At 72.2% G+C, this 15084-nt stretch carries 1 protein-coding gene and 2 pseudogenes; all 3 read right to left on the bottom strand.

Annotated elements, in window-relative coordinates; all coding sequences use genetic code 11:
- Positions 1–44: 44 nt before the first annotated feature.
- A complete protein-coding gene (locus tag ACLQ28_RS15115; RefSeq protein WP_425686896.1) occupies positions 45–11741 on the bottom strand; it encodes an amino acid adenylation domain-containing protein in 11697 nt (3898 codons plus the stop codon).
- 13 nt (positions 11742–11754) lie between these two features.
- Positions 11755–13464, bottom strand: a pseudogene (locus ACLQ28_RS15110) (condensation domain-containing protein); the annotation flags it as partial.
- A gap of 105 nt (positions 13465–13569) precedes the next feature.
- Positions 13570–14970, bottom strand: a pseudogene (locus ACLQ28_RS15105) (amino acid adenylation domain-containing protein); the annotation flags it as partial.
- Positions 14971–15084 lie beyond the last annotated feature (114 nt).

Genomic DNA, 15084 nt, shown 5'->3' with positions numbered 1-15084 from the left:
GGCACCTGGGAAAAGGGGTGCGGATTTGAATTTCCGAACCGCTTTCATTGACGCTCGGCCTCCAACTTGTCCAGCTGCTGGAGAATCACGTCGGCGATCACCTGCAACGGCCCCGGCCGCAGCAGATGTTCGTGCATGCTTTCGATTTCGTGGATATCCACCCGGCCGGTGACGGCCTGCCGCATCGTCCGTTCCCACTGCTCGGTGTCGGAGTCCTGCGACACGAAGAGCAGAACATCCCCCTCCACCCGGGGCAGCGGCTCACCCGAACCGGCGATCCGGAAGTTGTTCGACACCGCCAGACTCAGACGCCGCAACTGATCCTCGGTGATGGCGCCGAGAGCCGCGCCGCCCCGACTCAGGACAGCGCTCACCTCGGTGAAGTCCAGCCGCTCGCCGAACTCCGCCGGGTCGAGGCCGAGGAAGCGCAGCGCCGCGGCGAGGATGTCGTGTTCGCTCGTCGGCACCGCCTCCAGCACCATGGGGATCTGGTCCAGGTTGACCAGTAGGTCCACGGCGTCGCCACGCCGCTGCAGCTCTGCCGTCATCTCGTGCGCCACCAGGGCACCCATCGACCAGCCGAGCAGCCGGTAGGGCCCGTCCGGTTGCACCCGCTTGATCGCGTCCACGTAGGAGGCCGCCATCTCCTGGATGGTCGACGGTAGGGGTGCCGGCTCGGCGACTCCCTGGGACTGCACGCCGTAGATCGGGTAGTCGGCCGGGATGTGCCGGAGAAGGCCCGAATACAGCCAGCCCAGACCACCGGCCGCGTGGATGCAGAACAGCGGTGTCCAGTCCCCGGCCGGACGCAGCGGCAGGATGACCTCCAGGGACGACGGCTTCTCCCCTCCCTCGTTGATCACGTCGACCAGCTCCGCGACCGTCGGTGCCCGGAAGATGGTCTGGTTGCCCGCCCGCACCCCGAGGACCGCCCGGATCCGGCTGGTGAGCTGCAACGACGTGATGCTGTCGCCGCCCAGGGCGAAGAAGCTGTCGTCGATGCCCACCCGGTCGACGCCCAACGCCTCGGCGAAGAGCTCGCAGAGCAGCTCCTCCTGGGGGGTACGCGGTCCGCGCCCGTCGCCGGCCACGACCGGCTCCGGGTCCGGCAGGGCCCGACGGTCGACCTTGCCGGCCGTGGTCAGCGGCAGCTCGTCCAGCACGGTGAACACCGCCGGCACCATGTACTCCGGCAGCAGCCGGGCCGCATCGCGGCGCAACTGGGCCACGTCCAGCTCGCCGCCGCGCTCGGGCACGACGTACGCCACCAGCCGGGGTCCGTTCGCCCCGTGCTGGGCGGTCACCGCGCACTGCGACACCCCGGCCAGCTGACCGAGGTTCGCCTCGACCTCGCCGATCTCGATCCGGTGACCGCGGATCTTGACCTGGGCGTCCTCCCGACCCACGTAGTGCAACTGCCCGTCGGACCGCCACCGCACCACGTCCCCGGTGCGGTACATCACCGTGCCGGGGTCGCCGAACAGGTCGGCCACGAACCGGTGCGCGGTCAGACTCCGGCGGCCCAGGTAGCCGCGAGTCACACCGGGACCGGCCACGTACAGTTCACCCGGGACGCCCGGCGGAACCAGGCGCAGGTGGTCGTCGAGCACGTAGAGGCGGGTGTTGAGGGTCGGCCGCCCGATCGGTGGCGGCGTCGGTCCCGACTGCGGGCTGCTGACCGTGCAGATGACCGTGGTCTCGGTCGGACCGTAGACGTTGCGCAGCTCTCGCCCGGCCGACCAGCGGGTCACCACCTCGACGCCGACCATCTCGCCGCCCACCGCCAGGTGGCGCAGGTGTGGCAGCTCACGCTGCGGCATGCTCGCCACGACCGCCGGCACCAGCAGCGCGTGCGTGACCCGCTCACGCTCGAGGAAGTCCGCGAGTGCCGCTCCGCTGTTCTCGCCGGACGAGCCGATCACCAGCGTGCCGCCGCTGGACAGGGCGATGCACCGCTCACCGACGCCCATGTCGAAGCTCGGGGAGGCGAGCTGGGCCGCCCGGACGTCCCGCGGGTCCGCGCCCAACTGCTCCCGCCCCACCGCCGTCAGGTAGTTCACGACGTTGGAGTGGGTCACCACGACGCCCTTGGGCTTGCCGGTCGAGCCCGAGGTGTAGATGACGTACGCGGAGTTGCCGCGCCGCAGCGGTCGGAGCCGGTCGCCGTCGGTCAGGTTCTCCGACCCGAGTTGGGCGATGCGCGCCGCCGTGGACGGTTCCTCCGGAACCACTGTCGGCACGGTGGCGGGCACCGACCCGGCAAGGTCGGAACTCGTCACCACGATGGAGGCCCCGGCGTCACCGAGGATCAGGGCGACCCGCTCCGGCGGGTAGTTCGGGTCCATCGGCAGGTAGGCGCCGCCGGACTTGAGCACCGCCAACTCGGCCACGACCAGGTCGACACCGCGGGGATAGAGCAGGCCGACCACCGCCTCGGTGCCGATCCCCCGCTGCACCAGCAACCGGGCGAATCGGTTCGCGCGGTCGTTGAGTTCGGCGTACGACGTCTCCGCGCCGTCCTGCGACAGGGCGGGACGACCGGCGGACGCCACGGCCTGATCCTCGAAGATGCTCACCATGGTGCCCGGGGTCTCCGCCGAGGCGCCGGCCCCGCAGGCGATCAACCGCGCGCGTTCCGCTCCGCCGACCAGGTCGAGACTGTTCAACCGGAGCGACGGCTCGGCGACCACGGCCGCGAGCAGCTCGCCGAGGCGCGCGCACAGCCCTTCGACCGTCACCCGGTCGAACAGGTCGGCGCTGTACTCGACGACCACGTCGAGACCGTCCGGGGCACCGTCCGCCGTGCGGTTCTCCTCGAACACCAGGCAGAGGTCGAACTTTGCCACCGACGAGCGTGCCGTCACGCCTTCCACCGCCAGGTCACCCAGCCGCACCGAGCCGCTGCCCGCGTTCTGGAGCGTGAAGAGCACCTGGAAGAGGGGGTTGCGCCCGGCCACGCGAGCGGGGTTGAGCACCTCGACCAGGCGCTCGAAGGGCACGTCCTGGTGGGCGAAGGCGGCCAGATCGGTGGCGCGTACCCGGTCGAGTAGCTCCCGGAAGGTCGGGTCGCCGCCGAGATCGGCACGGAGCACGAGGGTGTTGACGAAGAAGCCGACGACCTCGTCGAGCGCCGCGTCGTCCCGCCCGGCGACGACCGTGCCGAGGGGGATGTCGGCGCCGGCGCCGTGGCCGTGCAGCAGCGCGCTGATCGCCGCCTGTACCACCATGAAAAGGCTCACGTTGGCCCTGTGGGCCAGCTCGGTCAGCTCGCCGTGCAGGGTGGCCGGCACCTCGAACTCGACAGTGCCGCCCTCGTTGGTGGGTTGCTGCGGTCGCTGCCGGTCGACCGGCAGCGGCACTTCGGCCGGCAGATCGGCCAGCGTCCGGCGCCAGTAGGAGAGTTGGCCCGACATCAGGCTGCGCGGGTCGTCCTCGCTGCCGAGCAGTCGGCGCTGCCAGAGGCTGTAATCCGCGTACTGGACCGGCAACGGCGTGAACCGGGGAGCCGCCCCGGCGATCCGCGCCCGGTACGCGGTGTCCAGGTCCCGGGTCAGCGGGGCCATCGACTGGCCGTCCGTGGCGATGTGGTGGATGACCACCAGCAACACGTGCTCCTGCGGCGTCAGAGCGAACAGTGTCGCCCGCACCGGGATCGCGGCGCTGAGGTCGAAGTCCTCCGCGACCGCGGTCTGCACCGCCTTGTCGAGTTCCTCCTCGGCGACGTCCACGACGGGAAGGTCGAGCGTCACCGCACCGGCCGGGACGATACGCGGCCGGGGACGGCCCTGGCCGGTGTCGAAGACGGTGCGCAAGCTCTCGTGGCGGCCCACGACGTCGATCAGGGCGGCGCGCAGCGCCGCACGGTCGAGCGGTCCGCGCAGCCGAAGCGGCAGCGGGATGTGGTAGACGCCGGGCATGCCTTCCATCTGGCTCAGGAACCACATGCGCTGCTGGGCGAAGGACAGTGGGACGTCGTCCGGGCGGTCCTCGGCCAGCACCGGCGGCCGGGCCGCCGCGGCGCTCTCCAGCACCGTGGCCAACGCCTCAGGTGTGGGCGACTCGAAGACCGCGCGTACCGCGATCTCCACGCCGAACACCGAGCGGAGCCGGCTCACCAGCCGCGTCGCCAGCAGGGAGTGCCCACCCAGGGCGAAGAAGCTGTCCTCGGGACTCACCCGTGACAGCCCGAGCACCTCGGCGTAGAGCTGGCAGAGCACGGCCTCCGCGAAGGTCGCCGCCTCCCGTCCGGCCGGTTCCCCGCCGGCCTCCGGCGCGGGAAGACCCCGTCGGTCGAGCTTGCCGTTGGGGGTGAGCGGAAACTCCGACAACTGCACGAACGCCGCCGGCACCATGTACTCCGGCAGGGCACTGGCCGCGAGGGCGCGTACCTCGTCGACCGGGAAGTCGTTCGGCGCCTCCGCCGACGGGACCACGTACGCGACGATCCGCCGGTTGCCCGGCACGTCCTCGCGGACGACGACCACGGTCCGGCCGACAGCGGGGTGCCCGGCGACCACGGCCTCGATCTCGCCCAACTCGATCCGGAAACCGCGCACCTTCACCTGGTGGTCGACCCGGCCGACGAACTCCAACTGCCCGTCCGGGGTCCAGCGGGCGAGGTCACCGGTGCGGTACATGCGCTCGCCGGGACGGCCGTACGGGTCCGCCACGAAGCGCTCGGCGCTCAGGGCCGGCCGGCCGATGTAGCCACGGGCGAGACCTGCGCCGGTCACGTACAGCTCCGCGGCGACCCCCGGCGGCGCCAGGCGCAGTGCGGCGTCGAGCAGGCGCACGGTCTTCCCGATCGCCGGGCGGCCGATCACCTGGCTGGTGCGGCCGGACAGTGGCCCGCTGGCGGTCACCGTGCAGGTGGCCTCGGTGGGGCCGTACGCGTTGATCAGGCGCCGGCCGACACCCCACTGCTCCACCAGCCCGGGCGGGGCGCTCTCGCCGCCGATGGCCACGCAGCGCAGGGTGGGCAACTCCCGCTCGGGCAGCGTGGCGAGGAGCGCCGCGGGCAACAGCACAACGCTGATCCGCAGTCGTTCGATCTGGTCGGCCAGGTCGGTGCCGACCAACTCCAGGTCGTCGCGGGGCAGGACCAGTGCCGCGCCGTGCAGCAGGGCCGTGACCGCGTCGGCGAAAGCGACGTCGAAGCTCGGTGAGACGAGCTGCAGGACACGGTCCTCCGGCACCACGGCGAAACTCTCCAGGTGCGCCGCCGCGAGGTCGGCGATGCCGGCGTGCGAGACCAGCACGCCCTTGGGGCGCCCCGTCGACCCGGAGGTGTAGATCACGTACGCGGCGGAGCGTGGCGTCAGCAGTCCGTCCCGCTCGGCCGCGGTCACCGGCGCGGTGTCCGGCGTCCACCCGGCAACGGCGCCCAGCGGACCGACGGCCAGCGTCGGGACGGACACCGGGAGTTCGTCGGCGTCCTCCGTGGTCAGCACCAGCGACGGCCGCGCGTCCGTCAGCATGTACGTGATCCGGTCGGTCGGATACGTCGGATCCACCGGCAGGTACGCGGCCCCGGACTTCAGCACGGCCAGCATCGACACCACCGAGGCCAGCGACCGGGGCAGCATGACCGCGACCACCAGTTCGGGACCGGCGCCGCGCTCGATCAGAAGCCTCGCCAACGCGTTGGCTCGGGCGTCGAGCTCGGCGTAGGTCAACTCGGCGTCGCCGTCGGCGAGGGCGAGCCGTTCGGGGTCGGCGGCCACCCGGGCGTCGAACAGGTCGGTGAAGGTTGCCGACGACGTACGCCGGACCCGATCCCGCCAGTCGTTCCAGTCGGTCAGGACCTGCTGGCGCTCCAGCGGCTCCAGCAGGTCGAGCCGCGCCACGGGCGTTTCGGCAGCCGTGGCGATCGCCCGCAGCACCCGGACGAACCGGCTGGCGATCCGGTCGATCTCCTGCTCGGTGAACAGGTCCGCGCGAAAGTCCCAGCGGACCTGCATCCGCGTACCCTCGTGGTTGACCTGGAGCGCGAGCGGATAGTGGGTCGCCTCGCGGCTCTCGTCACCGACCACGCCCAGCCCGCGGGCCGCGGTGCCCAGGCTCTCCTCGTCGACCGGGTAGTTCTCGAACACCATTGTGGTGTCGAACAGCTCACCGCCGCCGGCCAACTGCTGGATCTCGGCGAGACCCAGGAACTGGTACGGCAGCAGCTCGGCTTGCTGGTCCTGGAGGGTCCGTAGCGTCTCGAGGAGCGTGGCCGCCGGGTCAACCCGGGCGACCACCGGCAACGTGTTGATGAACAGGCCCACGATGGACTCGACACCCGGGATCTCCGGCGGCCGGCCCGACACGGTGGTGCCGAAGACGACCTCGGCACGGCCGGTCAACTGCGCGAGCTGCACCGCCCAGGCACCCTGCACGATGGTGTTCATGGTCAGCCCGTGCCGGCGACCCGCCTCGGCGAGCCGGGCCGTCACCTCACCGGGTATCTCGCTGACCAGTCGCTCGGGTCGAACCGGCCGCCGCTGGGGATCGGCCGGCGCGACGAGGGTCGGCTCCAGCGACGAGCCCAGCGCCCGACGCCAGGCATCGACGGCCGCCTCCCGATCCCGGGTGGTGAGCCAGGCGAGGTAGTCACGGTAGGGGCGTACCTCGGGTAGGTCGGCGTCGTCGCCACCCGCCGCGTACATCGTGAACAGGTCCTGCATGATCAGGGGCACCGACCACCCGTCGAGCAGGATGTGGTGGTTCGTGAAGATCAGCCGGTGCCGGGCCTCGCCGAGGCGGACCAGCAGGAAGCGCAGCAGCGGCGGCCGGTCCAGGTCGAAGCGGCGCGCGTGCTCGTCGGCCTGGACCGCCGCCAGCCGTTCGTCGCGCTCCGACGGCGCCAGGTCGCGCAGGTCCAGCTCGGCCCACGGCGTCGCGACGTGGTCCGCGACGATCTGGACCGGTTCACCCGACGCCCGGTAGCGGAAGCCGGAGCGCAGGCCGGCATGCCGCCGCAGCAGGCTCTGGACCGACCGGCGCAGGACGTCCCGGTCCAGTTCGCCCTCGAGGTCGAGAGCCAACTGGGTGATGTACGGGTCCAGTCCCTCGCGGTCGTAGACCGAGTGGAACAGCAGCCCCTCCTGGAGAGGAGCGAGGGGCAACACGTCCTCGGGCCGTACGTCGGGGGCGTCGAGGTGATCGTGGTCGGCGGCGGAGAGCTCGACCAGGGCGCCCTCGTGCGAGCGGAGCACCGCCGCGGGGTCGACGAGGCCGACGAGCCGAGTGAGCTCCGCGCACCAGGCATCCGCCAGGAACCGGACGTCCTCCTCGGCGAAGATGTCCCGCGGCCAGGTCCACGTCGCGGACAGGCGGGGCCCGTCCGGGTACGACCGGGTGACGGCGTTGATCTCCAGCGCGTGGCTGAACGGCATGCCGTCGTCCGCGCCACCGCCGAGTCCACCCGTGTCGTCGTCGTCGTCACTGCCATCGGACGTACCCAACCGACCGAGGTAGTTGAAGCCGATCTCGCGGCGGCCCAGATCAGCCAGCAGTGGCTCGGTGTCCGGGTTCAGGTAGCGCAACAGCCCGAACCCGAGCCCGCCGTCGCGGACGTCGCGCAGCTGGGTGCGGATGCCAGCCATCGCCGCCATCGCCTCGTCGCGGCCGTCCCACGGCTGGGTCGGCGTGTCCAGGCGCACCGGGAACATGCTGGTGAACCAGCCGACCGTACGGGAGAGGTCGACGCCGTCGGTGATCTCCTCCCGACCGTGACCCTCCACGTCGACCAGCACCGTGCACGCGTCGGCGCGCGCCTCGGCGGCCCTTGAGGAGCGCCACGCGCCGAAGGCGCCCGCGAGCGCGGTCAGCAGGACCTCGTTGATGCCGACCCCGAACGCGCGGGGCACGGCGCCGAGCAGTGGTTCGGTGAGTTCCACCGGCAGTCCTGCGGTCACCTGCTCCGCGCGGGACAGCAGGTCCTGACGTGGGTCGATCGCCCGCCGGGCCACCGGCTGTTGGGCGCCGCGCAGCCGCCGCATCCAGACCGGCAGCTCGGCCACCACGGCGGTGTCGCGAGCATGGTCGGCGAGGAGCAGGGACCAGGCCCGGAACGAGGTGGGCACCGGGGCGAGCACGACCCGCCGACCGGCCAACAGCGACTCCCGGGCGGACTCCAGATCGGGCAGCAGGACGCGCCAGGAAACGCCGTCCACGACCAGGTGGTGGGCGAGGACGAAGAGGGTGCCGTCCTCGTCCGGGCCGGCGTCGAACCAGACCAGTTCGATCATCCGGCCGGCGTCCGGTGCGAGCCGTTGCAGCGCGGCGTCGCACTCGCTCGTCATGACCGCGCGCAGCCGTTCGTCCGTCAGCCCCGCGACCTCGACCCGGCGCAGGCAGTCCTCGGCCCGGACGGCACCCGACGGTGGCACCACGAGCGCCCAGCCGTCGGCACGGATGAGGCGGGCGCGCAGCATGTCGTGGTGGTCGAGCATGGCCTGCACCGCGGCACCGGTGGCACGGCCGTCCGGGTCGGGCGGCGCCGGAATGAACATGGCCTGGCTGAACCGGTCGATCGGGCCGGACATGTCCCGCAGCCAGTGCATGATCGGCGTCAGCGGCACGTCGCCCAGGGCGTCGCCGGACACCGCCGGCGCCTCCTCGACCGGTGGCGCGGCCGGCTCCGCAGCGGGTTCCTCGTCGACCGGGAAGAGCACCGCGCTCAGGGCGGCCGGCGTCTTGTGCTGGAACACGTCACGTGGGCTGAGCACCAGCCCGGCCCGCCGGGCGCGGCTGACCAGTTGGAGCGAGACGATGCTGTCGCCACCCAGCTCGAAGAAGTCGTCGTCCACACCCGCCCGGGGCACCTGGAGCACCTCGGCGTACAGCTCGCACAGCACGCGCTCCGGTTCGGTGCGGGGCGCCCGGCTCGCGGCCGGGTCGGCCCGCTCCGGCACCGGCAGAGCCCGGTGGTCGAGCTTGCCCGCCGCGGTCAGCGGCAGCGCGTCCAGGGCGACGAAGACCGACGGCACCATGTGCTCCGGCAGCATGGCCGCCACCTCGGCGCGCAGGGCCACGGTGTCGAGGGCGCCGCCATCCTCCGGTACGACGTACGCGGCGAGCCGGGCACCGGACAGGCCGGGGAGCGCGACGACAGCGGCCTGCGACACACCGGCCGCCCGGGTCACGGCTGCCCGTACCTCGCCCAGCTCGATACGGTGACCGCGAATCTTGACCTGGTCGTCCGCGCGGCCGACGAACTCGAGCTGGCCGTCGGGACGCCAGCGCACGAGGTCACCGGTGCGGTACATCCGGGCGCCGTGGGTGGCGAACGGGTCAGCGACGAACCGTTGGCCGGTGAGACCGGGCCGTCCCAGGTAGCCGCGGGCCACGCCGGACCCGGCGACGTACAACTCGCCGACGACGCCGAGGGGTGTCAGGCGCAGTTTTCCGTCCAGGACGTACAGGCGGGTGTTGAGCATCGGTCGGCCGATGGGTGGGTTGCCGACGCCGGCCAGCGGATCGCTGATCGTGCAGCCGATCGTGGCCTCCGTCGGACCGTACGCGTTGATCATCCGGCGTCCGCTGGACCAGCGCTGCACGAGTTCCTCGCTGCACGCCTCCGCGCCCGAGATCAGCAGGCGCAGGTGCGGCAGTTCCTGATCGATGGGCAGGCTACGCAGGACGCCGGCCGCGATGGCCGCGTGACTGACCCGCTGCCGGTTGAGCAGGCCGGCCAGTTCCTCCCCCGCGTGCGTGCCGGGCCCGGCGAGGACGAGCGTCCCGCCCCCGTGCAGCGCCATCATCCGCTCGGCGATTCCCATGTCGAAACTCGGCGAGCTGAGCTGCAGCATCCGTACCGCACTGCCGGAATCGGCGGCGAGCTGGTCGACAGCGATCGAGGAGAAAGCCACAGCGTTGGCGTGGGTGACCACCACGCCCTTCGGCTGACCGGTCGAGCCCGACGTGAAGATCACGTAGGCCGGGTGCGCGCCGTGCAGCGGCGTCGTCCGGTCGGCGTCGCTCAGGTCGGTTGCCGGGAGTGCGGCGACGCGCGCCGCCGTCGCCGGATCGGACAGGTCGACCACCGGCGTCGCGACCTCCACCGGGCCGTCGGACACCAGGAGTGCCGGCCGCGCCTCCTCGATCATCAGGTCGATGCGCTGGGCCGGGTACTGCGGGTCGATGGGCAGGTAGGCACCGCCCGTCTTCTGCACCGCCAGCTCGGCGACCATGAGGTCCACCGACCGGGGCAGCAGCAGGGCGACCACCGTCTCCGGACCGACGCCGCGTTCGACAAGCAGCCGGGCGAGCCGGTTCGCGCGGGCGTTCAACGCGTCGTACGTGAACGAGGCGTTGTCGGTGGCGAGCGCGGCACCCGCTGGGTTCTCCCGCACCCGTTCCTCGAAGATCTGCGCCACGCCGCCGGGCCGCCGAGCACGCAGCTCGCCCTGCCACTCGTGCAGTAGGGCGGCGCGCTCCCGGTCGAGCAGCACCGTCAGGTCACCGACGCGGCCCGGCCGGGTCACCATCTGGTCCAGCAGCCGGACCAGCCGCTCCGCCATCTCCTCGACCCGCTCGCGCACGATCGCGTCGGCGCGGTAGCTCCAGAGCAGGCGGAACTGCGCATTGCCCACCAGCGCGGCGAAGCTGACCGGATAGTGGACGGTGTCCCGCCCCTCGACCTCGATGACGTTGAGGTGGGTGGCCGTGGCGCGCTGGGTCTCCGAGTCGATCGGGTAGTTCTCGAACACCACGATGTTGTCGAACAGCTCCCCCACGCCGGTCAGCCGCTGCACCTGGGCGAGGCTGACGTGGTGGAAGGACATCAGCCGGGACTGCTCGTCCTGGAGGCGGACGAGGAACTCGCCCACCTGCTCCGCCGGGTCCGTCCGGACCCGCACCGGCACGGTGTTGATGAACAGGCCGATCATGTCCTCGATGCCGGCCACCTCGGGCGGACGTCCGGAGACCGTGGTGCCGAACACCACGTCCTCGCGCCCGGTGAGCCGGCCGAGCAGCACACCCCAGGCGCCCTGCACGACGGTGTTCACGGTGATGCCGTGCCGGCGGGCGAAGGCGGTGAGGCCGGTCGCCAGCTCGGCCGGCAGTTCGACCTCGAACCGCTGCGGGTCGCCGGCACCGGCGGGGACGCCGGCCGGGACGAGCTGCGTCGGCTCGGTGACGCCGGCCAGCGCCTCGGTCCACGCCTGCTCGGACGCCGCACGGTCCTGAGCCGTCAGCCACGCCAGGTAGTCCTTGAACGCCCGCGGACGGCGCAGCCCCTCGTCCCGGCCGTTCTGGGCGTACAGCTGGTACATCTCGGCCACCAGCAGCGGCATCGACCAGCCGTCGAGCAGGATGTGGTGATTGGTCAGCAGGAACCGGTGGTCGCCGTCGGCCAGGCGGATCAGCGTGAACCGCAGCAACGGGGGCCGCGCCAGATCGAAGCGCCGGTCCCGGTCGGCCGCGATGACACGCTCCAGCTCGACCGGCCGCTCCAGCTCGTCCAGGTCACTCAGATCGACGTACCGCCAGGGCAGCTCCGCCTCGCTGTGCACGACCTGGATCGGCTCGCCGGACTTGCGGTACCGGAAGCTGGTCCGCAGGTTGGGATGACGGCGCAGCAGGGCTTCGCCGGCTGCGCGCAACCGATCCGCGTCCGGCTCGCCGCCCAGCTCGAAGATGGTCTGGACGGTGTAGACGTCCGAGGCGCCCTCGTCGTAGGCGGCGTGGAAGAGCAGACCCTCCTGCAGAGGCGAGAGTGGGAGAACATCGTCGATCTTCGGCTTGCTCATCTGGTTCGCTCCCTCAGTCCAGCTCATCCGCAAGGTCGTCCAGCTCGTCCTGGCTCAGGCCCGCCAGTGAGATGTCGGACGGGGTGACGCCTCCGGCATCGGAGCGGCGGGCGTGGCGGGTCAGCCCGTCGAGCGCCTCGAACCAGGTCTGCGCCAGGTCCCTGATCTCGTCGTCGCCGAGCAACGAACCGGCCCAGTACCAGCGGGCCATCAACTGTCGGCCGTCTGGCCGCTCCAGCGTGGTCGCGTCCAGCTGGACCGCGTGCGCCAGCGGCATCCCGGGGTCGCCGCCACCACCCAGACCGTCGAGCGCCTCGGGCGCCACACCCCAGTCCACGGTCTCCTGGGCGAACTGTGTGCCCGCCGAGAGCCGGCCCATGTAGTTGAAGCCCACCTGGGGAGCCCGCAGCCCGGCGAAGGTCTCCCGCGACTGCGGGTTGAGGTAGCGGAGCAGGCCGAAGCCGATGCCCCGATCGGGCAGGCTCCGCAGCTGCTCCTTCACCGACTTGAGAGCGGCGCCCAGGGCCGGGCCGCCCTCCGCCCATTCCTCGCGCGCCACAGCCCCCGGGTCGAGCCGCACCGGGTACTGCGTGGTGAACCAACCAATGGTGCGGGACAGGTCCGTGCCCTCGATGATCTGCTCCCGCCCGTGGCCCTCGGAACTGACCAGCAGGGCGCTGCCCGCGTCGGCCCGGTGCCGGCGGCGCCAGTCGGCCACCGCCAGCGCGAGACCGGTCAACAGCACGTCCTCCACGCCGGCGCGGAAGAGCGTGGGCACTGTCGTCAGTAGCTCCTCGGTCTGCTCCGTGGGCAGGTGCAGCACGAGCGTGCGTCCCTCGCGGGCGACGTCGAGCCGCGAGTCCATCTCCCGGCTGCCGAGCCGGGGATCGGGCGTCCGCATGATCTCGGTCCACAGCGGCAGCTCGGCCAGCCGCTCCGCGCTGCGCGCGTGCTCGGTGAGCTTCGTCGCCCACCGCCGGAACGAGGTCGGCACGGGTTGCAACTGCGGCTTGCGGCCGGCGACGACGGCGTCCCAGGCGGCGGCGAGGTCCGGGCGCAGGATGCGCCACGAGATGCCGTCGACCAGCAGGTGGTGGATCGTCAGCACGAGCCGCCCGGGTCGGTCGGTGCCCCGGTCCAGCCAGGCGGCCCGGACCATCGCGCCTCCGGTCAGGCTGAGGCTGCGTTGCACGGCCTCGATCTGCTCGTTGATGGCCGCGCCGAGTCGCTCACCCTCGAGGCCGGCGGCATCCACCCGGGTCAGCAGCTCCGCCGCCGGCACCGGGGATCCGTCACCGATCTCAAGGTGCCAGTCGCCGTCGCCGTCGCCGGCGACCACCCGGGCGCGCAGCACGTGGTGGTGGTCCAGCACGGCCTGCAGGACCGCGGCCAACTGCTCGTGGCTCGCGCCCGCGGGCACCTGGAGCAGCATGGACTGGTTGAACCGGTCCACCGGGCCGCCGAGCTCGTGCAGCCAGTGCATCACCGGCGTCGGCGGCACAGTGCCGACCGCGACATCGGTCTCCGCGACGGCCACCCCCTCCTGCCGGGCCACGCGGGCCAACCCGGCGACCGTCCGCTGCTGGAAGACATCGCGCGGCGTGAAGACCAACCCGGCCGCCCGGGCCCGGCTGACCAACTGGATCGAGACGATGCTGTCGCCGCCGAGCTCGAAGAAGTTGTCGTCGACGCCGACCTGGGGCAGCTCCAGGACCTCCTCGAAGAGCTGCTGGAGCAGCGTTTCGGTGGGGTTGCCGGCCACCGCGGCGCCGGTGCGGGCGGCGAAGTCGGGTGCCGGCAGTTGAGCCGTGTCGAGTTTGCCGTTCGCCGTCTGGGGCAGGGACGCCAGCTCGACGAAGGCGGCCGGCACCATGTACTCCGGCAGCCGCGTCGACAGGTGCTCGCGCAGTGCCGCGACGTCCAGGTTCGGACCGTCGGCCGGCACCACGTACGCGACGAGTTGGCGCCGCCCCGGCTGGTCCTCACGAACCAACACGGCGGTGGACGCCACCGCGCCCCACCCGGCGACCGCCGACTCGATCTCGCCGAGCTCCACCCGGAAACCGCGGATCTTGACCTGGTGGTCGGCGCGGCCCATCGACTCCATCTCGCCGGCCGTGTTCCAGCGAGCCAGGTCGCCCGACCGGTACAGCCGGGTGCCGGGAGCACCGAACGGGTTGGCGACGAACCGCTCGGCGGTGACGCCCGGCCGGCCCAGGTATCCCCGGGCGAGCAGATCGCCGGCGATGTAGATCTCACCGGTCACGCCGGTCGGCACCGGCCGCAGCCAGGCGTCCAGCACGTACATCTGGGTGTTCCAGGCCGGGACGCCCAGCGGCAGGCCACCCGGCGGGATCGCGACACCCGGCTCGATACGCACGCCGCTGCAGCCGACCGTCGTCTCCGTCGGACCGTACTCGTTGCTCACCGCGACCGCCGGGTGCCGGCGGCGCCAGGCGTCCAATGTCTCGCCCACCAGCAGCTCACCGCCGAGGACCAGCTCCTTCGACGGGGAGAACTCGTCCGGCAGGATCGCCAGCAGCCCCAGGTGCGACGGCGTCCCCTTGACGAAGTCGGGCTTGGCCACCGGCTCGGCGGCGGCCACCCCGGACTCCGCCTCGGCCAGCGGCGCGAGCTGCATGGTCCCGCCGGAGACGAGCGGCCCGAACAGGCCGGTCACCGTGAGGTCGAAGGCGAGCGGCGAGTGCACCAGCACCCGCCCGGTCAGGGCCGGATACCGGTCCAGGGCCCAGGCCAGGTACATGGCGACCGAGCGGTGCTCGACCGCGACGCCCTTGGGGCGCCCGGTGGAACCGGAGGTGTAGATGACGTATGCCAGGTGTCCGCCGGTCACCGGTCCGCCGCGGTCAGCGTCGACCGGCGCATCGGCCGATTGCGCCGCCAACGCGGCCGTGATCTCCGGGTCGTCCAGCAGCAGCGTCTCCAGCGGCAGGTGCGGCATCGCCTCGGCGACCTCGCGCTCGCCGAGCAGCAGGACTGGCGCCGCGTCCTCGACCATGAAGGACAGCCGCCCGATCGGATAGTTCGGGTCGAGCGGCAGGTACCCCGCGCCGGTCTTGAGGACGGCGAGCACCGCGACCACCGACCGGGCCGACCGCAGGGCGATCGCCACCAGTTGGTCCGGCCCCACGCCACGGCCGAGCAGCAGCCGAGCCAGCCGGTTGGCGTCCGCGTCGAGCTCCGCGTACGTCAGCGTCGTCGCGCCGCGCACCACCGCCACCAGGTCCGGGGTCCGCCGGGCCTGCTGTTCGAAGAGTTCCACGAGCGTGGCCGGCTCCACCGGCCGCGCCGTCGCGTTGTACGCCTCGACCAACCCGGCCCG

Source organism: Micromonospora sp. DT201 (assembly GCF_049841575.1).
GTDB lineage: Bacteria > Actinomycetota > Actinomycetes > Mycobacteriales > Micromonosporaceae > Micromonospora.
The sequence above is the reverse complement of the archived record's forward strand: the minus strand, read 5'-3'. Positions and strand labels throughout refer to the sequence as shown.

Bases quoted from the DNA above. Each gene is read 5' to 3' on its own strand.
- ACLQ28_RS15115 (WP_425686896.1), bottom strand. From the start codon at position 11,741: ATGAGCAAGCCGAAGATCGACGATGTTCTCCCACTCTCGCCTCTGCAG.